The sequence below is a fragment of the Thermococcus sp. LS1 genome (genome assembly GCF_012027395.1).
Lineage (GTDB): Archaea > Methanobacteriota_B > Thermococci > Thermococcales > Thermococcaceae > Thermococcus.
The window spans coordinates 187,065-208,810 of record NZ_SNUJ01000002.1 but is presented as its reverse complement, the minus strand read 5'-3'; the positions used below and the strand labels follow the sequence as shown (position 1 = coordinate 208,810).

Below are 21,746 nucleotides of genomic sequence, written 5' to 3'. Positions count from 1 at the left end.
CTCTCCGGAGGTGAGGATATGGACTTCCTCTACACTTACGAAACACTCAAGCTCGAATTCCCCCTCGTTGAGCCCGAAGAAGCAAAATTCGTCCTCCTCGGTGTCCCCTTTGACGGAACCACGAGCTTCAAGCCGGGAACAAGATTCGGGCCCACACTCATAAGGCACGCTACGCTCAACCTCGAGAGCTACATCCTTGACTATGACGTAGACATAGCCGAGCTTCCAATAGCCGATATAGGAGATGTCGCGGTCATAGCAGGCGATGCAAAAGAAACTGCCGAGCGTGTTAGGGAGACCATCGAGGAGCTGAAAAGAGTGAATCCGGAAGCGATACCGATAACCCTCGGCGGTGAGCATTCAATAACCCTCGGTCCAGTGAAAGCACTGAAGCCGGCAAGCTACGTTGTCTTCGATGCCCACCTCGATCTTCGCGACCAGTACGAGGACAACCCCTACAACCACGCCTGCGTTGCCAGAAGAATAAGCGAACTCGGCGTCAAGGAGGCAATGTTTGGCATAAGGAGCGGGACAAAGGAGGAAGTCGAGTACGCCGAAGAGAACGGCATCGCCTGGGTTCACGCCAGGGACTACGATTTCGATGCATTCGTCGAACTCGTGAAGCCCCTGCCGGAGCCGGTTTACCTATCCATCGATATCGACGTTTTCGACATCCCGCTCGTTCCATCAACTGGAACACCCGAAGCTGGCGGCTTGGCCTTCTGGGACGTCATCGAGGCTATCAAGTGGCTGGCAGAAAACAAGAAAATTGCTGGCTTCGATATCATGGAAGTCGCCGGAACCGAACTGGGGGATGTAACTGCACTCACAGCGGCAAAGCTGCTCTTCTACTTCATTGGGGCTATGGGGAAGGGGCTATAGGGTTAGGAGGAAGGCCTGTAGCCGGCCTCCCTCATCTCTTTCTCAATGCTCCTTACCTCGAGAAGCCGCTCCCTGAGGAAGGGAACCCAGAGCGTTTCCACAATGACAGAGGCGAGCACAGTTATTATGGTGCCGAAAGGCTTTTCTGCCAGTTCCTGCTGGTTGAGGAAGCGGTGGAGCTTTAGTTGTCTTTTGGTACAATGTTCTAAACGTTTCCCCAATGCCCCTCTAGACCCACAAAGCCTTAAATAGAACTTTTTTCATCTTTCAGAATTGGTGGTGGTCATGAACGTCGAGTCAGCCCTCGAGAGGTTTCACTCACTCAAGCTGACCGATATAATGCCCAAGTTCGAAACCATGCCAGTCGTTACCGCTGATGCTGACCTGATGAGCGTACTCAAGATACTGAGGACAAGGCACCACGTCTGGGTCGTCGAGAACAAGGAGAGCATGAAGCTCGTGGGTATCATCCGCTACATCGATGTGATAGATGTCCTCCTGCCGCCAGAGGCCCACAAGTTCAAGCTCGGAATGACCAGCAGGACGATGCGCTCTATGCTGGGCGGGGCGACGAAGGCAGAGGATATAGCCGAGAGGCACGTGCTCACCATAGAAGAAGACGCGACGGTACTTGAAGCCCTCATGAAGATGCGCAAGTACAGGATTCAGGTGCTGGCTGTGGTAAAGGACGGAAAGCTGGTCGGAGAAGTGAGTCTTCGCATACTGATTGACGAGCTACTTAGACTGCTCAGGGTAGGTGGTGCCCAATGGAAACAGTGACATGGCTGCTGTTCGCGATAGGTCTCTCGCTCATCCTGGCGAAGATAGGAGACAGCATAATCGAGCGCTATGAACTACCAGGAGTCCTCGGAGAGCTGCTCATGGGAATGATTCTCGGAAACCTCGTCTACTTCGGCATAGTTGCTCCCCAGTACCTCCCAATAGTCAGCGGCGAGGAATTCACCACAGACCTGACAGTCGTCTCCAACTTCCTCGCCAAGCTGGGTATAATATTTCTGCTCTTTCTCGGTGCCCTCGATGCAGACCTCGAGCAGTTGAAGAAGACGGGCCTCACCGCCACAGTTTCGACTCTTCTTGGCGTCTTCGTCCCGCTCGTTCTTGGCTGGTTTGCCCTCATGGAGATGGGCTACGACAGCAGGGAGGCCTTCGCAGGCGGCGTTCTGCTCACGGCCACGAGCATAGGTCTCACCGTCCGTGTCATGATGGACTTGGGCGTGCTGAAGAGCGAAGTTGGAGCGGCATCACTGAGCGCGAGCGTGATGGACGACTTCCTTGGCATAGCGCTGGTAATCTTCGCAGTCGGAACGGGCAGTCTTATTGAGTTAAGCGCTAAGATTGTGGCCTTCTTCATAATAACGGGCGTTATCTGGTGGTTCCTCGTTGACTACTACATCAAGTTCGCGGAAAAGCTGCATGTCGAGAAGGGCATTCTTGGGATGGTTCTTGGCGTGATGTTCCTCTTCGCGGCTTTGGCAGAAGGCTGGTTCGCAGCTGCAATCGAAGGAGCTTTTATGATGGGACTCGTCCTCTCAAAGCTCCCAGAAGGAAAGCGCCTGATGGAAGACGTTAGGGCCATAGGCTACGGCCTGCTCATACCGTTCTTCTTCGTCCACACGGGAGCAATGCTAAATCTTACAGTCTTCGAGAACGCCCAGGCCCTCGTTCTCGCCGCTGTTCTCACTACCGTTGCAGTCTTCGGAAAGATCTTCGGTAGGGGCATCGGAGCATGGATTACCGCCTGGGGCCGCGGAAGGGAGTTCCTCTTTACCAGGGAGAACTTCTGGATGTCCCTCCAGATGGGAATTGGCTCCGTCCCCAGAACCGAAGTGGCGCTTGTTGACCTGATGGTGGCGATACATGGAGGGGCAATAAGCCAGCAGCATGCACCAGAGTTCATAGCGGCCACGCTGATATTCATAACCGTCTCAGTACTCATAACGCCGCCCCTCCTAAAGTGGGCCTTCAAGAGGGAGATAGAAGAGGCCAGAAACGTCAAGGCAGCCCAAAAGGTCGAGAGGATACAGACGACGCACAGAAAGATAAAGGAGATTAAAGGCTCTTCTTGAGCCTTCAATTTTTTCAGCCGAAGAAGGCTCCCATCATGTCCATCTGCTCTTCGCTCATGGACTTTATCTTGAACTCGGGCATCTCGGTCTTGAGCTTTTCATATTCCTCAGCGGTTATCTCCTCGGCCTTTCCGCCTTTCACGCGGTAGAAGACGCCGTATCCCTCCTCACGATAGGCAACGAGGAAGTCATCAACCTCGATGTCGTCAAAGTTCACGAAGATGACGTTTCCGCCCGTGTACGGGCGCTTGCACTTGAAGGGGAAGCTCGAGGAGTTGAGCATGGCATCTCCGAGAGCCTGATTAGCTTTTTCGCCGTTTATCTCGGTCCAGAACTTCCTCCCCTCGAAGTCCCCCTCAACGACTATCAGAAACCTCTGACCGTCGAGCTCAACTATGGGGGCGCCCTTCTCCTGGAGTATCTTGAACAGCTCGCCGATTGTCTCGGCGTTTCTGAGGGAAGCGACGAATCCTTCAACCTTCATAGTTTCCACCGAAGGAAGTTCTCGAGGAGGTATAAAAGCTTAAGCTTTTTATTGGTGATACTTACTACCATTGATGGCCTCAGAAAACGGGCGCTACATCAAGAAGTGGGGAGGTGTAATAGCGTTCTCGATACTTGCTGGCTTAGCTGGGGGTATTGGGGCGATTGCATTCAGGATTCTAATCGGGCTCGTCCACGAGTTTTTCTTTGTCTGGTTGCTGCCGAAGGTGTCCTACCAAGTGGGAGACTTCAACCTGGGCTACATCCTCCTACCAACCCTGGGAGCCCTCGTAGTTAGCTTCTTCATCGTTAAATACCCCGACATAAAAGGCAACGGCATTCCCGAAGTTATAGAGGCGGTGATCTTCAAGGGCGGCAACATCCCCGGAGCTTTTGCGGTCATCAAGACCGTCGCAACGGCGATAACAATTGGCTCAGGCGGAAGCGTAGGAAGGGAAGGCCCAATAGGATTCATCGGGGCCTCGCTTACCTCCCTCCTCGCTCGCAGATTCAATCTCTCAAAGGAAATGAAGAAGCTCCTCGTCACCTGCGGCTTAGCCGCAGGGATAGCAGGGACCTTCAACACGCCTCTTGCGGGAGCTATGTTCGCCCTTGAGGTTGTTTACATGGGGGCGTTCTCGATAAACCTCGTGCCAATCTTTATAGCGGCCGTAACAGGCAACGCGGTCACTCTGGCAGTGCTCAACAGGGCGGTTGAAATAGACATTCCAGACAAAATAGGTCACACGCTCCCAGAACTGCCGCTCTTCTTCTTCCTAGGTCTCCTCCTCGGCCTCCTTGCGGCATTCTACGCCCGCTTCCTCTACTCCGTCGTTGACAGGTTCAGCGAGTCGAAGCTCCCCGAACTCTCAAAACCCCTCATCGGCGGCATCGGCGTTGGCTTCCTTGGAATGCTCTTTCCAGCTTACGGGATATTCGGCATAGGCTACGAGGGCATGAGGATGGCCTTCTACGGCGAGCTGGCGATATGGCTCCTCATAGTTCTCGGGCTCACAAAGATGCTTGCAACCGCACTGACCATAGGCTCTGGCCAGAGCGGTGGTGTTTTCGCGCCGAGTCTCTACATTGGGACGATGTTCGGCGCCGCCTTCGGCCAGCTGGTAAAGCTAATCCTGCCAGCGCTGGAGCCAAATCCCACTGTTTACGCCCTCGCTGGAATGGCTGCCTTCTTCAGTGGGATGACGCAGGCGCCACTGACGCAGATACTCATGGTGACCGAGCTAACGAGGAGCTACGCCGTCCTGCCCCCTGTAATGACCTCCGCGACGATAGGCTTCCTGACCGCGAGGTTCTTCCTCAGGGAAGAGTCTATATACACCCTTAAGCTCCGCAGGAAAGGTTACCGCGTCAGAACAGGAAGGCCGGTAATCCTCGAAACCATTTCGGTCAGCGAGATAATGACGCGCGAGCCCGTTTACGTCCACGAGAACCAGACACTCCTCGACGTCGAGCACCTGATAGGTGAAACCGGCCACGACTGCTTCCCCGTCGTTAATGACAACCTCGAGGTCGTTGGTGTCATTGGGATAAAGGACATTCTGAAGAAGCCGATTTCCCTCAAGAGAATGCGCGTGAAGCGCTTCACGAACAGGGCCTACGGTGTTACATATCCAACGGAAACAGCGGAGGATGCCTTTGAGAAGCTGATGACCTACGACCAGAACCTCCTTCCTGTTTTGGAAAGCCCACAGAGCAGGAAGCTCGTCGGAGTCGTCACCAAAAGGGACATATACCGCGCCTACTACCGCGGACTGGAGGGTATGTACATAGACTGAGGTGGTTTCATGCTGGTTGATGCGGACCTTCATATTCACTCGAGGTACTCGAAGGCGGTCTCGAAGCTAATGACCATTCCGATGCTGGCGGAAAATGCACGCTTCAAGGGACTCGGTCTGGTGGGCACGGGAGACATCTTGAACCCTAAGTGGGAGGAGGAGCTTCTGAAGTACACCGAAAAGATTGATGAGGGAACCTACGAGAGAAAGGGAATCCGCTTTCTGCTAACGACGGAGGTCGAGGACAATAAGAGAGTCCACCACGTTCTCATCTTTCCGAGCATCGATGCCATTCGCGAGATGCGGGAGGCGCTGAGACCATATTCAAACGATATCGACACCGAGGGAAGGCCGCACCTCAACCTTTCGGCCGCTGAAATAGCTGACATTGCGAACGAGCTCGGCGTTCTAATCGGCCCGGCCCATGCTTTTACCCCATGGACAGCACTCTACAAGGAGTACAACAGCCTGAAGGAGGCCTATCAGGGGGCCAAAATCCACTTCCTCGAGCTCGGCCTTTCCGCTGATTCTGAGATGGCAGATAGAATAAAAGCCCATCACGGACTCACCTACCTCAGCAATTCAGACGCCCACTCACCGATGCCACACCGACTCGGAAGAGAGTTCAACCGCTTCAATATCAAAGAGGCCACCTTTGAGGAGGTCAGAAAAGCCATCTTGAAGCGCGGAGGAAGGAGAATAGTCCTCAACGCCGGGCTTGATCCGAGGCTCGGGAAGTACCATTTAACCGCCTGTTCTCGCTGCTACGCCAAGTATTCACCAGAGGAAGCCAAAGCCTTCAAATGGAAGTGTCCCAAGTGCGGCGGGAGGATAAAGAAGGGTGTCCACGACAGAATTCTCGAGCTGGCGGATACAGAAGAAAGGCCCAAAGACAGGCCGCCCTACCTGAGGCTTGCCCCGCTGGCTGAGATAATAGCGATGGTAATCGGCAAAGGTGTCGAGACGAAGGCCGTGAAGGCCATCTGGGAGCGCTTTTTGAAGGAGTTCGGAAGCGAGATTAAAGTCCTCGTTGACGTGCCTATCGAGAGTCTCGCGGAGGTTCACGAGGATGTGGCAAAAGCGGTCTGGGCCTACAGGAAGGGCAAGCTGATAGTGATCCCCGGTGGAGGCGGAAAGTACGGAGAGATAAGACTGCCCGAGGAAATAAGAAAGGCTAGAATAGACGAGCTGGAGAGTGTTGAGGTGAAAGTGCCGAAGGAAGAATACAAGCCGAAGCAGACTTCGCTGATGAAATTTTTGAAAAAGTAATAGGAAATCAAAGCATGAAGAGGGGCTTTATCAGAACCGCAACTACTGGAACGGCAACGTTATCATCGATGACTTTCTGATACTCAGCGAGCATCAGTATGCCAGACCAAGCAAACTTCATGGCAACGTTCAGATCAGGCAACATTACAAAGGCTATGATGAGGGCGCTGAGGATGTACCCCACACTGCCGATCCAGTGCTTTCTGAGCTTGACGTTGAAGCCGTTCTTTTTGAAATAGTAGAACCTGAGCACACCAGTGATACCATCGCTGATGGCCATCACGAGCATTATTGCGGAGGCATAGTTGACATCCATAAAGACCGCCATGGCGCTGAACATGATGCAGTAAAAGACCTCGCCGTAGTTGTCCCTTATCTGGTACCAGCTGAGCTCCTTTTTCATTATATGAGTTATAAGCTGGACGATAGCAAAGACCATGACGGCACTAGCAAGTTCAACGCCAGAAACAAGGCCTTCTCTGAACATGAGGATTGCAGGAACACTGCTGAGGTGGATTATCTTCCTGTTTATCCACGCATAGTCTTCTCCCAGCTTCTTCGTCAGCGCTATCGCCAGCACTGGAAAAAACACCGCAAGCAGCAGATATTTTAACATCTTATTCCCCCTCCGAAGTTGGGTGAATTAATCAAATTATCACGGTTTCATTTATAAATTTCTCGCTTTGTCTAGCAAACCTTCGACGGATGCCGAAGGCAATCCTAATAACTACCCCATCTGAACCTTGGTGTGATGTCCATGGAGCGCGAAATCATCGAACTCTTCATGAAACATCTCAAAAAGCAAGGCGATCTGCCACTCGGCGATGATGCAGGAGCACTAAGGATCGGTGATGAATGGCTGGTGGCGACAAACGACATGCTCGTGAGGAAGACGGACGTTCCAGATATAATGACGCCTGAACAGGTTGGCTTTAAGGCCGTGACGATGAACGTGAGCGATGTCGCGGCTATGGGGGCGAGACCAATAGGCTTTCTTTTCTCTTTAGGTGTTCCCCGAGGCTTTGATGGGTTATATCTTGAGGGAGTGGCGAAGGGAATAGGAAAGGCCCTTGAGTTCTACGAGATTCCCGTCCTAAGCGCCGATACCAACGAGGCAGATGATCTGATAATAGACGGAATGGCACTCGGAAGAACCAGGCGCCTGCTAACAAGGAGCGGAGCAAAGCCGGGAGACTTGGTCTGCATCACCGGGGATATCGGCAGGTCGCTGGCAGGACTCCTCGTATGGAAGAACGATCTCGACGTTTCGCTCTCGACGAAAGAGATCCTCTACGAGAAGCTCCTTGAGCCTAAAGCTAGGGTGAAGGAGGGAATTAGGCTAGGAAATTACGCAAACGCGGCCATAGACATCAGTGACGGCCTTGCCAAGGAGCTCCACCTCATGGCAGAGATGAGCGGTGTTAGGATAGAGGTAGATGCTTCAAAACTCCCCATAATGGAGGAGGTTTTTGAAGTGGCCGAACTGCTCAGGAGGGATCCCCTCGAAATAGCCCTTGCTAGCGGTGAGGAGTTTGAGCTGGTTTTCACTGTTCCCCCGGAATACACCGAGGAACTGGATTTCGACTTCACAGTCATAGGTAGCGTCCATAAAGGAGCCGGAGTGTTCATTACCACTGAGGAAAAACGGATGGAAATGCCCTCCCTAGGCTGGGAACACCTTGATAGCCGTTGAAGTGGGCATCCTCGCTTTGTTCTTCTCCCTTACCCCCAGAACTCGGATAAGATTTATAAACTGTCATCGTGAGTAAAGGTTGGCGAGAGCATGTTCGAGAACATCGCCGCATCAACTGAGCAGTACCTAACCCTCATTGGAGAAATTCCCCTGCATTACTTAGCCCTGGCACTCTTCACATACTACATAAGCGTCGTGCTCTACGCCATCCGCTGGAAGCTCGTCCTCAGGGGCATGGGGAAAGAGGTCCCGCTCTTCGAGCTGGTAAAAGCCATTCTGGCGTCCATATTTATGAACAACATAACACCCATGAGTCGCAGCGGCGGTGAACTGCTGAGGATTACCTGGATAAGCAGGAGGAGCAAGGTTCCCGTGGGAATATCCACGGTGAGTATAATATACGAGCGCATCCTCGAGACAGTGCCAGTTTTTGTCCTGTTTCTGATTGGAATGCTCTACTTCTCAGCCATGCCGGATGTTCTGTTCCTGATAGGAATCGCCGGCGTTGCGGCAATATGGATTAAATGGGACTCCTTCGTGAGCCTCTCCCTCAAGATTTTCAAGACTTCCGTGAGCGAGGAGGAGATGAAGAAAATCCTCTCCCTTAGAGACCGCCACAACATAACCCTGGCAGGAATCCTTCTCAGCTCCGCCGTCTGGATACTCGACGTCGCAAGGCTCAAGCTCATAACACTAGCCTTTGGATTTGACCTGAGCTTGAGCCTGATCGCGGTTATCTCCATAGCCAACCTGCTCCTGGGCCTTGTGGCCTTTACTCCCGGGGGCATTGGCATCATCGAAGGGGGTCTTGTTGGAACGCTAACCCACTTCGGCATTCCGGTAGGCTTCGCAGTTTCCATAACTCTACTGGAGCGTTTCGTTTCCTACGTGCTCAGCAGCCTCGTGGGATTCATCGTACTGCTAACGTCCGGAGGGCGAGAGGTATGGAAAGCCTTAAAATCGCAATAGCCTCCGACTGGTTTTTTCCTAAAATCGGTGGAATCGAGACCCATATGGATGAGCTCGCCCGTAACCTCCTCAAGGCCGGTCACGAGCCCTATGTCATTACTCATGACTATCGCCATCTGAAACCTTACGGGGATGGCTTTCCATATCCCGTTAGGAGGTTCCCAGCGTCCATTTACGTGAAGAGTCATCACATCAGCGTGGGTCCCGGCCAGCTGTGGAAGATAAACAAGTTCTATAAGGAGGTTGACTTCGATATAACTCACGTCCACAGCATCTATTCCCCATTTTCAATAGCCGTCGCCAACCTATCTAAGGGTATCCGAGGAGTTCCAGTCGTTGCCACGAACCACTCCTTCTACGGGAATCCCAGGATCGATCCGATTCTGGGTCCTATGCTAAGGTATCACCTGAGGAGGATCGATTCCTTCATCGCCGTAAGCACCCCTGTGGCCGAGGACACGAAGCATCTGCTCGGAAATAAGCTGAACGGTAGGCCAGTGGTCGTCGTTCCAAACGGCATCGATGTCGAAAAATGGAGGCCTCCGGAGCCAGAGGAGAGGGAGAGAGCCAGAAAAGCCCTTGGACTTTCCGATGAGATAGTCCTCTTTTACATAGGCAGGATGACGGAGAGAAAACAGGCCCACAGGCTGCCCTTCGTCATCTCCTCGGCCATCAAGCTTTCGGGGATCGACAAGAGGAGGATACGGCTGATAGCGATCGGAAACGGTGTTATGAGACCTAAACTCGAGGAAAATCTCCAAGTAACTGGACTGGCCGAACGCACAACGCTCTTCGACTTCATGCCGAGAGAGAAGGTAATGGAGTTCTACTGGGCGGCAGATATAGTGCTGATGCCCGGAATGCTTGAAGCGTTCCCGATGGTGGGTCTCGAGGCGTCGGCGACAGGGAGAACAATAGTTGGTAGGAACGAGAGCGGGTTGTCGGACCTTATAGTGGACGGCGTCACAGGATTCCTTGGAAACAGTGAGGAAGAGCTTGGACAGAAGCTTGCGCAGGTTCTCATGAACGAGGACCTCATAGAAAAGATGGGAAGGGAGGCCAGGAAACGTGCGGAAAAGGAGTTCTCCTGGGATATCATACTTAAAAAGCTCCTGAGGGTTTACAGAGTCACGATGGAGAGTGCCGATGGAACTGACAAAAGATACCTGCTGTACAAACTCATCAGGAGGAGCAGCTGATGCTGGTTTCGATAACCTTCGACGTTGAGCATGACTGCCCGCCGTACCTAACGACAACGAGGGGAATGAAGGAAGGCCTGCCAAAGCTTCTGGACCTTATGGCTGAGAAAAAAATCAGAGCCACATTCTTTTTCACGGCCGAGATGGCGAAGCGCTTTCCAGAGTTGGTCAGGCGAGTGATTGATGAGGGTCACGAGCTAGGCAGCCACAACTACAACCACGAGAGGCTGGATAAGCTATCCAGAGACGAAGGAAGAAAGGCCATAGAGAAATCTCTCAAGGTTCTCAGGAAGTTTGGCGAAGTAGTCTCCTTCAGGGCACCCAATCTGCAGTTCCCAAATTACTATTATGATATACTGGAAAAGAACGGCATCTTAGTTGACTCCTCCAAGGCAAGGTACAAGGGCTACCGAGACGGGGTCAGGTTCTTTGGAAGCGTACTTGAAGTCCCGGCATCGACGACTTCTTCCGTTATAAGGCTCCCCTGGGGCGTCCAGAAGCTCATACATGCAAAACTAAGCGAACCAAAGATTTACTTTGCCCATCCCTGGGAATTCGTGCCGATGCAGAAGGAAAAGATAAGGTTTGATTGTAAATTCAACACGGGCGATAAAGCTATAGAGCTACTCGGAAAGCTGATCGATTACTACAAGAGCCAGGGCGCCGAATTTTTGGCGATGCGTGAGTACTACGATAGATACCAAAAGCTTAAACGGAAGTAAGCCTACTTCTCCTTAGGTGATGATAGATGAGAGAAGCGATGTACTGGGAGCCCCTAGAGGGGGGCAGGGTGAGATGCCGTTTATGCCCGCTTAACTGCATCATCAACGATGGCCAGGGGGGCTCCTGCAGGATAAGGAAGAACATGGGTGGAAAGCTCTATACACTTAACTATGGAAAGATTTCATCAATGGCATCCGACCCTGTTGAGAAGAAGCCCCTATTCCATTTCTGGCCTGGTTCCTGCGCATTCTCGATCGGAACCGTCGGCTGCAACATGCACTGCAAGCACTGCCAGAACTGGGAGATAAGCCAGGCAGATGAGAGCTTCCCATATATACGGAACGTTTTTCCTCCCGAGGTAGTTGAATTAGCCAAGCGCTACGGCTGTGAGAGCATAGCGTACACCTACAATGATCCCGTAATCTGGTACGAGTTTGTGCTAGACACTGCAAAGATAGCGCGGAGAGAAGGCCTGAACAACATCCTCGTCACCAATGGCTACATCAGCGAGGAGCCGTTCAGGGAACTGGCGCCGTATATTGACGCTATGAATATTGACATAAAGGCCTTCAGTGATGAGTTCTACATGAAGATAGCCAGCGTACCGAGCGGTGAGCCCAGCAAGAGAATCGCTGAGATAGCCAAGAAAGAATTCGGAATTCACGTCGAGATTACCTACCTCATAATCCCGACGCTGAATGACCGGGAAAAGGAGATAAGGGCCTTCGCCCGGTGGGTCGTCGAGAGCCTCGGTGACGATACGCCCGTTCACTTCTCGCGCTTCTTCCCGCACTACAAGCTGACTCACCTTCCGCCAACACCGCTCGAGACCATCGAGATGGCATATCGCGTGGCAAAGGAAGAGGGATTGAAGTTCGTCTATACTGGCAACGTGCCCGGACACGAAGGGGAGAACACCTACTGCCCGAGGTGTGGCAAACCTTTAATAGTCCGCTGGGGATTCAAAATCACCGAGTACCACGTGAAGGACGGGAAGTGTGAGTACTGCGGTGAACCGATTCCGATAGTTGGTACTTACATGAAAAAGCGATATGATTGGATGTGGTGGTGAAATTGGCGGAGATTGAGGTTATTTTCTACATAGAAGCCCTTGGCAACGACAAGAAAGTTTTAGAAAGGGCTCTGGAGGAGACCGCCAGGAGCCTCAAAAACGAGAAGGGTGTCAAAATCAAATACGTAAACGTCGAAGACGTGCTGGAAAACGAAGATGAGGAGCTCCTTAAGTATTCCGGAGTTATAGAAGCCGGAATTTCCGGAGATCTGGAAAACGTAATCCGATTGGCCTTGAAATATTCTCCAGCCATCGTCGAGGTTCTCAGGCCCGGAAAGATGGAGATAGAGTCCAAGAGACTCATGAAAATTCTCGGAGAAGTCTCACTCTTTATGGGCAAGCTCATGAAAGAGTTCGGAGGGCTGGCAGTTTATCCAAAGCTCGACGACCTCCCAGAACCAAGAATCGGCTATTCAAGGGAGGAAATCGAGGACTTTATAGTCGAAGACAGGAACATCCTCTGCCGCTTCGTCATAGAAGTCTTCGGGGAGAACGAGGAAGGTATAAAAACCACGATGGCAAAGGCCCTGACGATTGAAGGGTGCAGGATAAACAAGCTCGCCGTTCAGGGGCAGGAGGAAGAGGGCAAGTTTAAGGGACTTCTGGCGGCAGAGCTTCTCTCCCCCTTCGAAACTCTCGTCCAGCTGACTGCAAAGTACGCTCCAGTAGCAATTTCTATCCTGGAGCCCGAGATCATCGACGTCACAGCCAATGAGCTCCAGAACACACTAACAGACCTGGGTAGCTTCGTCAACGAACTCGTTACAAGGCCCATAAAAAGACGGATCATGGAGAAAAAGAACACCGAGTTCAAGCTCAACCCATGATATTATCGGCAAAAGGCGAATACCCTATAGGCATTTAATTAAGCTCCCTTTCATTTTTACGGCAATTAGCGTGCTCTTTTTAAGCAGAGAAAGGGTCTGAAAGCGAAAAGTATATATACCCTTATCCGGTAGAGAGTGATTGACAACACATGTTAGACCATCCTAGGGCGTAAGCCCAAACTCAAGGAGGTGTTGGGAAATGAAAGTGAAGAAGATCGCGGCCCTTGCAATTGGTGCCGCAATGGTTGGAGCCACCGTCGGCTTTGCCAGTGCCCAGCCGACCGTTCCGGAGATTCCGAAGGACTTCTTTGTTAACGCCGATGGAACCCCGAACGTTAAAATCGTTGTTGGAAGTAATGCTGCTGCCATGGACGTTGCCAGCGCCGCTGACATAGCCGTTGCCCTTGGAAGCCTGCTCTACACCACCGAGCAAGTCGAGGCCCAGAACGCTTACGTGAAGATCAAGGCCGAGTACCCACCCGCCACCCTCGATGAGTGGACCATCTACGCTTACAACTTTGACACCATGACTGTTGACCACAACCTCACCATCAACGGTAGCGAGAACTGGGCAACCAAGTACGAGGAGCTTCCGGGCGACTACTGGTACAATGGCGTTGGTTACAACGGTACTTACACTGACTGGGTGGGCAACTTCATGGTCACTACCACCATCGCCGACAAGGACAAGACCGGCGACGAGCAGCTCATCGACTGGCACATCACTCTCAAGAACGTCCAGCTCAGCTCCAAGGACCCGAGTACCTGGGACCAGAGCAGGCCGCCCAAGGACGCTGACCTTATAGTTACTCCGGGCAACGTCACCGTCTTCGTTGATTACGTCCTCTACAACTACACTGTCTCATACACCACTGAGGTCAGGCCAGCTTACCCAGAGTGGGGCGTCCCGGCTGAGACTGCAACTGTTACTGACTGGTACATCGGTGACGCTGAGAACATGGCCGCCGATGGTGGAACCCAGGTTGGTGTTTACAGCCCAGGTGTCGCTGCCGGTGGAACCTTCACCGTCTTCGGCGAGACATACTACGTCCTCAGCGTCGGAAACGACACCTTCACCGCAGGTCTCGATAAGGGTCAGGCCTGGTACCAGGTTGGCCAGCCGCAGGCCATCGAGGGCACTGACTGGATCGTCACCGTCCTTGACATAAGCATCATCGACCAGAGGGCCCTTGTCGTCGTTAAGAACGCCGTCACCGGCCAGGAGAGCGACCAGATGATCCTTGAGAAGGACACCCCAGTTGACGTCTTCGGAGACGGCGCAGTCATCCTCACTCTCAGGGACACCTTCGTCGGTATCGACGGCCACCTCATAGCCTCCATTGAGGCTCAGGTTGACGTCGACACTTACACCAGCGGTCGCACCATCACCTACGACGGCAAGACCTGGGAGATGACCATCAAGACCGACGGTACCTACATAACCAACATAACCCTCACAAACCTCGACACACTCGAGGGCAACCCAGTTGACATCTTCGGCACCTACGACCTCAAGTACTGGTTTGAGCTCAAGACCCTCAATGAGGCTGCTGTCGGCTACGACATCGACGGAAACGGTACCATCGACGACGTTGACCGCGTCGTTGCCTACGCATACATAGCCCTCACCGAGAAGGAGGGTACTGTCAGCGAGGTTGAGCTCAGCGTTGGCGACAACGTCCTTGACACCGACTACTACGTTGCCGGCATCTACGCCGACCAGGTAATGGTCAAGCCGGTCACCAGCCCGATAACCGTCATGGACTATGAGGTCAACCTTGACGACCCAGGAAGCAACCTCATCCTCGTTGGTGGTCCGGTTGCCAACAGCGTTACCCAGTACCTCGTCGATCAGGGCATCAGCCAGGTTGACTGGTACAACAGCCCAGGCGACATCGAGTACATCCAGGATGCCCTTGGCGGCTACGACGTCGTCATCGTCGCTGGCGCCACCAGGGACGAGACCAAGGCTGCCGCTGAGGCCCTTATGGAGTACCTCGCTGGCCTCTGAAGGCCTTTCCTTCTCTTTTAATTCTCTCTTCTGGGGGTTTTAGCCTTGAATCAAAAGAGGCTCGCAGTCGTTCTTGTAGTTCTCCTTATAGTCATTGCTCCAATCAGCTATGTAATGTACTCGTATCATAACTTCAACAACGTCATCAGCCCAAAGCCACCCAAAGCATCCACCCAATACGTTGTAATATACACGCCCTCTGCTCAGTTCTACGCCCTCACCGCTGAGCAGTACCAGAAGCTCATCGAGCAGGGAACTGCCCCCCCAGCGGGCTCCAAGATATTCAACATTACCGTGGAGAGCTACATTACAGGCAGCCCTGAAGTTGACCTGAATATAACCATCAGAGGCTTTTATGAGTACTTCACGATAGTCATCGGCGACCCCTCCGTAGATAACTGTAAAGATAACCCCCAGCTGTATGTCGGGGACTGCAGATACAGAACACTCACAGTCTCCGAGATATCCGGAGTGGTGTCCAACATCTTCACAACAAACTACTACATTAAGGGCCTCGAAATGGGCTACGACAACGTAACCGCCAAACAGTACGCTTTCAACCAGACGTGGCTGAGATACAGAAAGACTTACCTGAACTTCTGGACTAAGATCGATATCGGTCGCGGCAAGATAGGGAATCCAGGCCACCTTGTCGTGCTTCTGATAGGTCCGGCGGAGGGAGCAACGGAAAACAGGATATTTACCCCCCGCAAAGGAGTGCTGGTAATAGAGGGTGTCACCGACGAAACTTTGAGGGCTGAGGTTGTGCTTATCGAGAACATCATAGGCTTCTCATGGCCAAAAGAAGGAGACACTACAGGTTGATTAAATCTTTCAGTATTCTTTTTCCCTCATCCCCAACCACATTAAAGAATTCCTTTTCATCTCTGAAAGGTCTCCTGGACAGAATCTTCACAACTCTCTTCTTACCTATACCAGGAATGTACTGAAGAACCTTGGGGCTCTCCCGGTTCACATTTATGGGCACCGGGATGCCTGTTATGCTTCTAAAGCCGTGATCTACTATTAAAACATCGTAAAACCTGTTGAGCTCGACTTCTTTAGGAATGCCAACTATCAGTGGATAGCTCCCTATCTGTCTGCCGTACGTAAGGCCGTTGTCGTAAACCTCAGCCCTAACGTCCCTGAGAACCGTTCCAACGGGCACGACCCTCTTAAGCATCGGAAGATCGATTTCATGCCTTATCTTGTACTTGTAGTGCTGGATGAGCTTCTTGTGCTTCTCGGTCTTTACTCTATTTCTCATATGCCAGAGAGGAGTTCCGGGGAAGACAACCACCTGACGTATGTTTATGCGCCTGACCATCAGACCATCGTCGAGGAGCTTTTTGAGAAACTGGAAAGTCAGCTCGTAGCTCTTCTTTGTCTCTCCCGGAAGACCAAAGAGTACGTTTATCCCTGGGAGGAGCCATGGCATTCCATTGTAGCCCCTCTTTCCCCCAACTTCATTGAGCAACTTAACCGCCTCGTAGGTTTCCTCAGCGGTGGCGTTCAGGTTGTTGAGTTTGGCCACCTTTGGGTCAGCACTCTCAAGTCCGAAGGCCACGACGTTTCCAGGAGTACCATACTCGATGAGCGCCTTCGCTATCCTCCTGCTCTCCTCCGGATAGTTGGCTATAACAGCAGGATTCGCGTTGTCCACGTGGAGGGTTTTTAGGTCGGGAGCGACTAAGCGGATTCCTCGGAAGAGTTTTTCAATGGCTTGGGGGTTGGGTATTGGAACGCGACCGTTCGGCTTTGCCATATAGGAGAAGATGCAGCTCTGCCTGCCAACGCGGAAGTGCCTCACGCCAAGGTTATAGAGAACTTCAACTTCCCTCACAATATCCTTAATGGGTCTGTCCTCAACCTTTCTATATCTCACAGGCTCCGTGCAGAAGGAGCAGCCGCCTATGCCCATAGCCTTTGGACAGCCACGCTGGGTCTCAATCTCAACTATGACGAAATCTGGAAAGTCGGGAAATTGCGTTACGACCTCTGCACCCAGGAGGGCGTAATCGCGAAGCTCGTCATAGGTTCGAAACCTGAAAGGGTCGGCTTCTCTGGGGTTCCTGAAGAAATCATAGAGAAAAGCCTCCAAGTCACCGTAAACAATGTGGTCAAAGACCGCCTGAGCCAACATCAGCTCCCGCGAGGTTATCTTTATCCCACCCTGGTGGGCAGAACCCATGAAAGCTGGCCCGCCGAGTATTTTAACTCCTTTAAAGGGCTTTAGGAACCGGGCAACCTCTTCAACCTGAGATGGGACAGCTGAGAGATACTTACCCGGAGTGTGGAGACCCCCGATGTAGATTATAACGCCAGCCCTTTCGAGTATCTCTCTCGCCTTTGGGAAATTTGGGGTCTTGTTTTTAGTGGCAACTCCCTTTTCGCCCTCAAATGTTGCCCGAAGGTCATCTATGGTTAAATAGAACACGCTAACGTCTTTACGTGCCTTTTTAATGGCACCATAGGCGTAGCGCGGGTATATACCAAGGTACGGGGGAACACCCAATCCAGCCGGCTCATCGGTATAGCCATCGATGATAGCAACTATCATGGTGGATGAGTCGATTGCGCCTCTTAAAAATCAATCGATATCAAATCGAAAAGTATAAACGGTTTGCTTCCTAGTATATATGGGAGGGTAACTATGACCAGTCCCCTTTACAAAACGAAAGAAAGAGAAAAAGCCAAATTTAAAAGAATTCTCGAAGCACTTTCCCAGCTCAATACCAAGGAGCTCATGGCTCATTGGATAGATCAGGAAGTGAAGGAGGCTGAAATGTACTACAAGCTCTACACAATGAGCAAAGAGGTCAACTGGGACGAGCGGGTTCCAAAGCTTTTCTTCAGTATGTATAAAGACTGCCTGGGACACGCCGAAACACTGCTAAAACTGTACCGTACTATGTATCCAGGCGAGGAAGTTGTTAAGGTTAATGCCCCCGCCCTAGAGGTTGAGCTGTCTGAAGATCGTCTTAGGGAGATGGTGTTTAAGGGAAACCTCCGGGATATTCTCGAGTACCTAATGGGTACCGAGAAAATTGCACACGACGTTTATAGCTACCTGGCGGATCACACTTCCGATGAAAAAGCAAGAGCAACTCTCATTTGGCTGGCGGAGATTGAGAATGGACACTACGAAAAGTTGAGAAGGCTCTATGTGACACTCTTCGGAGATTACCCCGAAGAGGAAGAAGAATGAGATAATTCTGTACCTTTTCCGCCTTAATTTTTACCTGATGATGTTGTTAACCTTTAGGTATGCTTCTATTTCCTTAACCTCCTCAGGAGAGAGCTGAAAGACTCTTTTTTCTGCATAAGGTGCCAAGGAGATCACATCTTTAACATTCTTGAACTCAGCCTTGCTGAGACCGAGCATGTGGTGGGATTTCTTCAATGCGGCAGCAACCGTGCTCCTCCTGTGCTGAAAGAGAGCCCTAACGAGATCCTCGTTCAGTTCTATGGCCTCACTTTTCGGCTTGGGTTCAAGGACAACGACTGCAGAGTCAACCTTTGGCCGGGGATAGAACGCACCTCTTCCAATCCTCTCGACGAGTTCAACGTAGGCCTTGGCCTGGACCATCAGTGAGAGGCGGGAATAGTTCCTGTCGCCCGGCCTTGCCACCATTCTCTGTGCGAACTCAAGCTGGTAGATGAGAACAGCCCTCTCGAATCCGTATCTAAGGAACCTGAAGGTTATCGGGGAGGAAATTTGATAGGGCAGGTTTGAGACTATCTTGTTGAACTTCGGAAAATCGACCTTTAGAGCGTCTCCCTCTATTATCTCGACGTTGGGCCAGTCGTACTCCTTTCGTAGTATCTCAACAAGACGTGAGTCCTTCTCTATGGCATAAACCTTTCCGGCACGCTTGCTGAGTGCATCCGTGAGAACGCCAAGTCCAGGGCCGATTTCAAGAACGACATCTCTCCCGCTAAGTTCAGCCCTCTCAACATTTCTCTCGATGATGTCGTCCACTATCAGAAAGTTCTGTCCAAGGTCAGAGTTTGCCCTTAATCCGTATTTAGAAATGAGAGAAAAGAGGCGCTCCCTCATACCCTGAATATCCTCCTGGAACCAACGAAGAGCCTGTAGCGATCCTTCCCTTCAAGCTCATCAACAACGCGCTTGGCTATCATCTTTGCTGGATCGGGAAGACCCTTAACTCTGTGCCTCAGATCCTCAAAGCTCTTGAAAGGCTCCCTCTTGCGCTCCTCTATGATTTCCCACATGTGCTTCTTACCTATTCCCGGAAGAAGCTCGAGGCTGTGGAGCCTGTTGGTTATCGGCGGGGCGACGTTGAAGAACTGGACAAAGCGCTCTTCATTGTTCTTGACTATCTCTTCCACAACGTAGGGGAGTTCGGCCTTAGCGGTAGCAGTGAGATCATCGTAATGGATCTTCTTGTTAATCATGAGAATCTTATCCCTCTGCCCCTTGCCTATGAATACCCTCTCGTACAGCATCAGATCCTCCTTTGGAGCCACCTCGAGAAGCGTGAATGCCTTTTCACCTATTACCTGCGCTACAGGCTTTCCAGTCCTCCTACCGGTCTTCAGATCAGTGTATCCTTCCGGCAGATAGTCCAGCACGTAGGCGTATTCCTCATACTCAACATTCCGCCTCTTCTTTTCGAGGCTCTCCCTGTAAGAATGTCTCCGGTACCTATCCATTTTCTCTCCCCCAGAAATTATACCCATCAGGAGTTTTTATACTTTGTCGAGAAAAGGGAAAGAAAGGAGTCACTCCCTGTAGTCGTCGAGGAGCTTTATTATCTCCTCAGCCTCTTCCCGGGTAGGCATGTAGTCTTCCTTGGTAAAGATAACACGGATGTCGAAGTAGTCTTCTGGCATGAGGTCAACGAGCTTAGCTGCCAGCCTCTCGTCGAGCCACTCGAAGAGGCCTATGAGCTTCTCCTTTAGCTCAACGGCCTGCTCAGGCTTGAGCTTGGCAAAGCGCTCGGCATGTTCCAGGCTAACCCTGGCCTCGTAGAACATTGGCTCCTCCGGGTTCTCCTCCATACCCTCGGCCTTACGCCTCTCGAGGAGCTCTTTGGTCTCCGCTATGGTAAGATAACGCTCCTCGAGCTTTTTCCTTCCTATCATGCTCATCCCTTCTGAGCCCTGAGGTGGACCGGGTGGATGAAGAAGGTCTTTATCTTGCCGCCGTCCCTAATCTGGACGACGTAGGCGTCGCCACGCTTGCCGACAACGGTTCCGGTCCTTCCGTGGAACCTCGGGTCGGGCATGCCCTTGTGGTAGCTCGGCTCGATGACGATGTGAACCTTCTGCCCGACCTCAAACTCCTGGAGGAACCTGGTGAGCGGCGGGAGACCTCTCCTCCTCGGCTTCTTGCTGAGCTTCCCCCTGGTCTTCCTCCTAAAGCTGTGGGACTTCTGAACCATACCAATCACCTCACAGATTTTTACCCATCCCGCAAAGGGCATACAGACATCCATTAGGGCTTTTTCAGACTTTCAAACCTTTTCGGCGTATAGACTAAGCCTGTTATGGCTTCGTTACCCAATCGGCGAAAAGCGTTTATAAAGTTTTCACTCATCGAGGATGTTCAGAACATCCAACCTTTCGCACCAAGATGGCTTCCCGAGGAGGTCGCTGACGGAAGGCCTGGTTCTTCCTTTATCACCCGAGATGAGCTCCTTGATGTAAAGGCCGCCATCGGTGATTAACCTCAGCTCAAAGTGCTTCTCGTCTATCCATCTTGCCTTCGCTTCGTGAACTCTCTTGACCCTTACTTTGTCGGCTCTTGCCTTCCTCACGCGCCAAGGTGTTCTTTGGTGTATCTCAAGCCCTCTAAGCTCTCTCGCCACTTTCTCGGCTTCCTCAGGAGTTACACCATCTTCGACGAGAACCAGGGCGAGGTATTCCTTCCGGTGGTTCTTTGTGAGAACTTCCTCAGCCTCCTTAGCGGTCACAAAACGAAGGTCAAGAACCTCTACCTTTCCGTTCGCGTTTATCTCCTTTGCTATAGCCTCGAGATCGAGCTTCCTTTTCTTTGGACCTTTTATCTCGAGGATGAAGGGCCTGCCATTGCCGAGCATCCTAACGTCAACATCCTCCCTGCCGGCGCCCTTAAAGACGCACTTTCCTCTCGCGGCCCTAGAGAATGGACGGCAGATTATAGACGCAACGCTCTCCTCGAATTCCGGGAGGGGCGTCTGCGGAATACCCCTAACAAGCTTTCTATAGCGGCCATAAATGTAGAGGGGATTTATCTGAAGTTCGATCTTCCCCGAATATGGCTCGACTATGAAAACAACATCAGGAGTTTTTGAAGTATCCTTTCCAGTTGCGAGGCCAAAAGCCTTGCCAAGCTCGCGGTTGAATTCTCTGTTTATGGGCTCGCCAGTGTCTATACCGAACTCTTCCCAGAGGACTTTTTCTATCTCCTTTATCTCCTCGGAGAAGCGGGAACCGACTAAAAAAGTGTCGAACTCTATCCCTTCGCTCACATTTTCCATGAGTTCAACGAGTTCGGGAATCCTCTCAAAAACGTTCCTGCAGAGCTCACACTTCGTAGCCTCTTCTATTGGCTCTAATCCTTTCGCGGAGCGCTCCATGTTAACGACGAACCTTATTGCCTTCCCGCGTTCCTCGTTAGTACCTCTTCCAAGCCGGGCAAAGAGCCTGCCGAGGCAGTGGTCGCAGAGGCTATGTGCTTCAAGAACCTTTTCGGCCTTCTCGACTATCATGTTCCCACCCTAAGCTTTA

Annotated in this window: 23 protein-coding genes; 14 read left to right on the top strand and 9 right to left on the bottom strand. The window is 51.8% G+C overall.

Going from position 1 to position 21,746, the window contains the following annotated elements:
* The first annotated feature begins 18 nt into the window (after positions 1–18).
* Entirely contained in the window at positions 19–882 is an 864-nt protein-coding gene (speB, locus tag E3E26_RS05545) for an agmatinase (protein ID WP_167900341.1), read from the top strand.
* Positions 883–884: 2 nt separating this feature from the next.
* On the opposite strand, the gene E3E26_RS05540 is transcribed toward speB, so the two are convergent.
* Positions 885–1,103, bottom strand: coding sequence for a hypothetical protein (locus E3E26_RS05540; protein WP_167900172.1), 219 nt, complete (start codon positions 1,101–1,103; stop codon positions 885–887).
* A 64-nt stretch (positions 1,104–1,167) separates the two neighbouring features.
* Between E3E26_RS05540 and E3E26_RS05535 the strand changes: the two genes are divergently transcribed.
* A complete protein-coding gene (locus E3E26_RS05535; protein ID WP_167900717.1) occupies positions 1,168–1,662 on the top strand; it encodes an HPP family protein in 495 nt (164 codons plus the stop codon).
* Positions 1,650–2,969: a cation:proton antiporter gene (locus E3E26_RS05530; RefSeq protein WP_167900340.1), complete on the top strand. Its 1,320-nt coding sequence runs from the start codon at positions 1,650–1,652 to the stop codon at positions 2,967–2,969. Before E3E26_RS05535 ends, E3E26_RS05530 begins: the two co-directional genes overlap by 13 nt.
* Before the next feature lie 13 nt (positions 2,970–2,982).
* Here E3E26_RS05530 and E3E26_RS05525 read toward each other — a convergent pair whose 3' ends face one another.
* On the bottom strand, positions 2,983–3,453 hold the full coding sequence (locus E3E26_RS05525) for a hypothetical protein (protein ID WP_167900716.1): 471 nt from the start codon (positions 3,451–3,453) through the stop codon (positions 2,983–2,985).
* Between the two features lie 73 nt (positions 3,454–3,526).
* Between E3E26_RS05525 and E3E26_RS05520 the strand changes: the two genes are divergently transcribed.
* Together E3E26_RS05520 and E3E26_RS05515 are read left to right on the top strand one after the other, a co-directional pair.
* Entirely contained in the window at positions 3,527–5,248 is a 1,722-nt protein-coding gene (locus E3E26_RS05520) for a chloride channel protein (RefSeq protein ID WP_167900339.1), read from the top strand.
* A gap of 9 nt (positions 5,249–5,257) precedes the next feature.
* Entirely contained in the window at positions 5,258–6,517 is a 1,260-nt protein-coding gene (locus E3E26_RS05515) for a TIGR00375 family protein (protein WP_167900338.1), read from the top strand.
* A gap of 7 nt (positions 6,518–6,524) precedes the next feature.
* On the opposite strand, the gene E3E26_RS05510 is transcribed toward E3E26_RS05515, so the two are convergent.
* A complete protein-coding gene (locus tag E3E26_RS05510) occupies positions 6,525–7,133 on the bottom strand; it encodes a hypothetical protein (protein WP_167900337.1) in 609 nt (202 codons plus the stop codon).
* A gap of 141 nt (positions 7,134–7,274) precedes the next feature.
* On the opposite strand from E3E26_RS05510, the gene E3E26_RS05505 reads away from it, so the two are divergent.
* From E3E26_RS05505 to E3E26_RS05470, 8 genes are all read left to right on the top strand, one after another.
* Positions 7,275–8,210 (top strand): thiamine-phosphate kinase, encoded by a 936-nt coding sequence (locus E3E26_RS05505; protein WP_167900715.1) that lies wholly within the window; start codon positions 7,275–7,277, stop codon positions 8,208–8,210.
* A 90-nt stretch (positions 8,211–8,300) separates the two neighbouring features.
* On the top strand, positions 8,301–9,179 hold the full coding sequence (locus E3E26_RS05500) for a lysylphosphatidylglycerol synthase transmembrane domain-containing protein (protein ID WP_167900336.1): 879 nt from the start codon (positions 8,301–8,303) through the stop codon (positions 9,177–9,179).
* Positions 9,155–10,378, top strand: a complete 1,224-nt coding sequence (locus E3E26_RS05495; protein ID WP_167900335.1) for a glycosyltransferase family 4 protein — start codon at positions 9,155–9,157, stop codon at positions 10,376–10,378. The genes E3E26_RS05500 and E3E26_RS05495 overlap by 25 nt, the downstream gene beginning before the upstream one ends.
* Positions 10,378–11,100, top strand: coding sequence for a polysaccharide deacetylase family protein (locus E3E26_RS05490; protein WP_167900334.1), 723 nt, complete (start codon positions 10,378–10,380; stop codon positions 11,098–11,100). Before E3E26_RS05495 ends, E3E26_RS05490 begins: the two co-directional genes overlap by 1 nt.
* 26 nt (positions 11,101–11,126) lie before the next feature.
* Positions 11,127–12,173, top strand: a complete 1,047-nt coding sequence (amrS, locus tag E3E26_RS05485; protein WP_167900333.1) for an AmmeMemoRadiSam system radical SAM enzyme — start codon at positions 11,127–11,129, stop codon at positions 12,171–12,173.
* Between the two features lie 2 nt (positions 12,174–12,175).
* Entirely contained in the window at positions 12,176–13,000 is an 825-nt protein-coding gene (locus E3E26_RS05480) for a hypothetical protein (protein WP_167900714.1), read from the top strand.
* A gap of 199 nt (positions 13,001–13,199) precedes the next feature.
* Positions 13,200–15,011 (top strand): S-layer protein, encoded by a 1,812-nt coding sequence (locus tag E3E26_RS05475; protein WP_167900332.1) that lies wholly within the window; start codon positions 13,200–13,202, stop codon positions 15,009–15,011.
* 45 nt (positions 15,012–15,056) lie between these two features.
* Positions 15,057–15,836 (top strand): hypothetical protein, encoded by a 780-nt coding sequence (locus E3E26_RS05470; protein WP_167900331.1) that lies wholly within the window; start codon positions 15,057–15,059, stop codon positions 15,834–15,836.
* Here E3E26_RS05470 and E3E26_RS05465 read toward each other — a convergent pair.
* Positions 15,826–17,571, bottom strand: coding sequence for a radical SAM protein (locus E3E26_RS05465; RefSeq protein ID WP_167900330.1), 1,746 nt, complete (start codon positions 17,569–17,571; stop codon positions 15,826–15,828). The genes E3E26_RS05470 and E3E26_RS05465 overlap by 11 nt on opposite strands.
* A 93-nt stretch (positions 17,572–17,664) precedes the next feature.
* Between E3E26_RS05465 and E3E26_RS05460 the strand changes: the two genes are divergently transcribed.
* Positions 17,665–18,219: a ferritin family protein gene (locus E3E26_RS05460; protein WP_167900329.1), complete on the top strand. Its 555-nt coding sequence runs from the start codon at positions 17,665–17,667 to the stop codon at positions 18,217–18,219.
* A 30-nt stretch (positions 18,220–18,249) separates the two neighbouring features.
* Here E3E26_RS05460 and rsmA read toward each other — a convergent pair whose 3' ends face one another.
* From rsmA to E3E26_RS05435, 5 genes are all read right to left on the bottom strand, one after another.
* Complete coding sequence (gene rsmA, locus E3E26_RS05455) at positions 18,250–19,071, bottom strand: 16S rRNA (adenine(1518)-N(6)/adenine(1519)-N(6))-dimethyltransferase RsmA (RefSeq protein ID WP_167900328.1); 822 nt, start codon at positions 19,069–19,071, stop codon at positions 18,250–18,252.
* Positions 19,068–19,688, bottom strand: coding sequence for a DUF655 domain-containing protein (locus E3E26_RS05450; protein ID WP_167900327.1), 621 nt, complete (start codon positions 19,686–19,688; stop codon positions 19,068–19,070). The genes rsmA and E3E26_RS05450 overlap by 4 nt, the downstream gene beginning before the upstream one ends.
* A 69-nt stretch (positions 19,689–19,757) precedes the next feature.
* Positions 19,758–20,120, bottom strand: coding sequence for an RNA polymerase Rpb4 family protein (locus E3E26_RS05445; protein WP_167900713.1), 363 nt, complete (start codon positions 20,118–20,120; stop codon positions 19,758–19,760).
* Between the two features lie 2 nt (positions 20,121–20,122).
* Entirely contained in the window at positions 20,123–20,419 is a 297-nt protein-coding gene (locus E3E26_RS05440; RefSeq protein WP_167900326.1) for a 50S ribosomal protein L21e, read from the bottom strand.
* A 147-nt stretch (positions 20,420–20,566) separates the two neighbouring features.
* A complete protein-coding gene (locus E3E26_RS05435) occupies positions 20,567–21,727 on the bottom strand; it encodes a tRNA pseudouridine(54/55) synthase Pus10 (RefSeq protein WP_167900325.1) in 1,161 nt (386 codons plus the stop codon).
* Positions 21,728–21,746: the final 19 nt, after the last annotated feature.

Bases quoted from the DNA above. Each gene is read 5' to 3' on its own strand.
- speB (WP_167900341.1), top strand. From the start codon at position 19: ATGGACTTCCTCTACACTTACGAAACACTCAAGCTCGAATTCCCCCTC.
- E3E26_RS05535 (WP_167900717.1), top strand. From the start codon at position 1,168: ATGAACGTCGAGTCAGCCCTCGAGAGGTTTCACTCACTCAAGCTGACC.
- E3E26_RS05530 (WP_167900340.1), top strand. From the start codon at position 1,650: ATGGAAACAGTGACATGGCTGCTGTTCGCGATAGGTCTCTCGCTCATC.
- E3E26_RS05525 (WP_167900716.1), bottom strand. From the start codon at position 3,453: ATGAAGGTTGAAGGATTCGTCGCTTCCCTCAGAAACGCCGAGACAATC.
- E3E26_RS05520 (WP_167900339.1), top strand. From the start codon at position 3,527: ATGGCCTCAGAAAACGGGCGCTACATCAAGAAGTGGGGAGGTGTAATA.
- E3E26_RS05515 (WP_167900338.1), top strand. From the start codon at position 5,258: ATGCTGGTTGATGCGGACCTTCATATTCACTCGAGGTACTCGAAGGCG.
- E3E26_RS05510 (WP_167900337.1), bottom strand. From the start codon at position 7,133: ATGTTAAAATATCTGCTGCTTGCGGTGTTTTTTCCAGTGCTGGCGATA.
- E3E26_RS05505 (WP_167900715.1), top strand. From the start codon at position 7,275: ATGGAGCGCGAAATCATCGAACTCTTCATGAAACATCTCAAAAAGCAA.
- E3E26_RS05500 (WP_167900336.1), top strand. From the start codon at position 8,301: ATGTTCGAGAACATCGCCGCATCAACTGAGCAGTACCTAACCCTCATT.
- E3E26_RS05495 (WP_167900335.1), top strand. From the start codon at position 9,155: ATGGAAAGCCTTAAAATCGCAATAGCCTCCGACTGGTTTTTTCCTAAA.
- E3E26_RS05490 (WP_167900334.1), top strand. From the start codon at position 10,378: ATGCTGGTTTCGATAACCTTCGACGTTGAGCATGACTGCCCGCCGTAC.
- amrS (WP_167900333.1), top strand. From the start codon at position 11,127: ATGAGAGAAGCGATGTACTGGGAGCCCCTAGAGGGGGGCAGGGTGAGA.
- E3E26_RS05475 (WP_167900332.1), top strand. From the start codon at position 13,200: ATGAAAGTGAAGAAGATCGCGGCCCTTGCAATTGGTGCCGCAATGGTT.
- E3E26_RS05465 (WP_167900330.1), bottom strand. From the start codon at position 17,571: ATGATAGTTGCTATCATCGATGGCTATACCGATGAGCCGGCTGGATTG.
- E3E26_RS05460 (WP_167900329.1), top strand. From the start codon at position 17,665: ATGACCAGTCCCCTTTACAAAACGAAAGAAAGAGAAAAAGCCAAATTT.
- rsmA (WP_167900328.1), bottom strand. From the start codon at position 19,071: ATGAGGGAGCGCCTCTTTTCTCTCATTTCTAAATACGGATTAAGGGCA.
- E3E26_RS05450 (WP_167900327.1), bottom strand. From the start codon at position 19,688: ATGGATAGGTACCGGAGACATTCTTACAGGGAGAGCCTCGAAAAGAAG.
- E3E26_RS05445 (WP_167900713.1), bottom strand. From the start codon at position 20,120: ATGATAGGAAGGAAAAAGCTCGAGGAGCGTTATCTTACCATAGCGGAG.
- E3E26_RS05440 (WP_167900326.1), bottom strand. From the start codon at position 20,419: ATGGTTCAGAAGTCCCACAGCTTTAGGAGGAAGACCAGGGGGAAGCTC.
- E3E26_RS05435 (WP_167900325.1), bottom strand. From the start codon at position 21,727: ATGATAGTCGAGAAGGCCGAAAAGGTTCTTGAAGCACATAGCCTCTGC.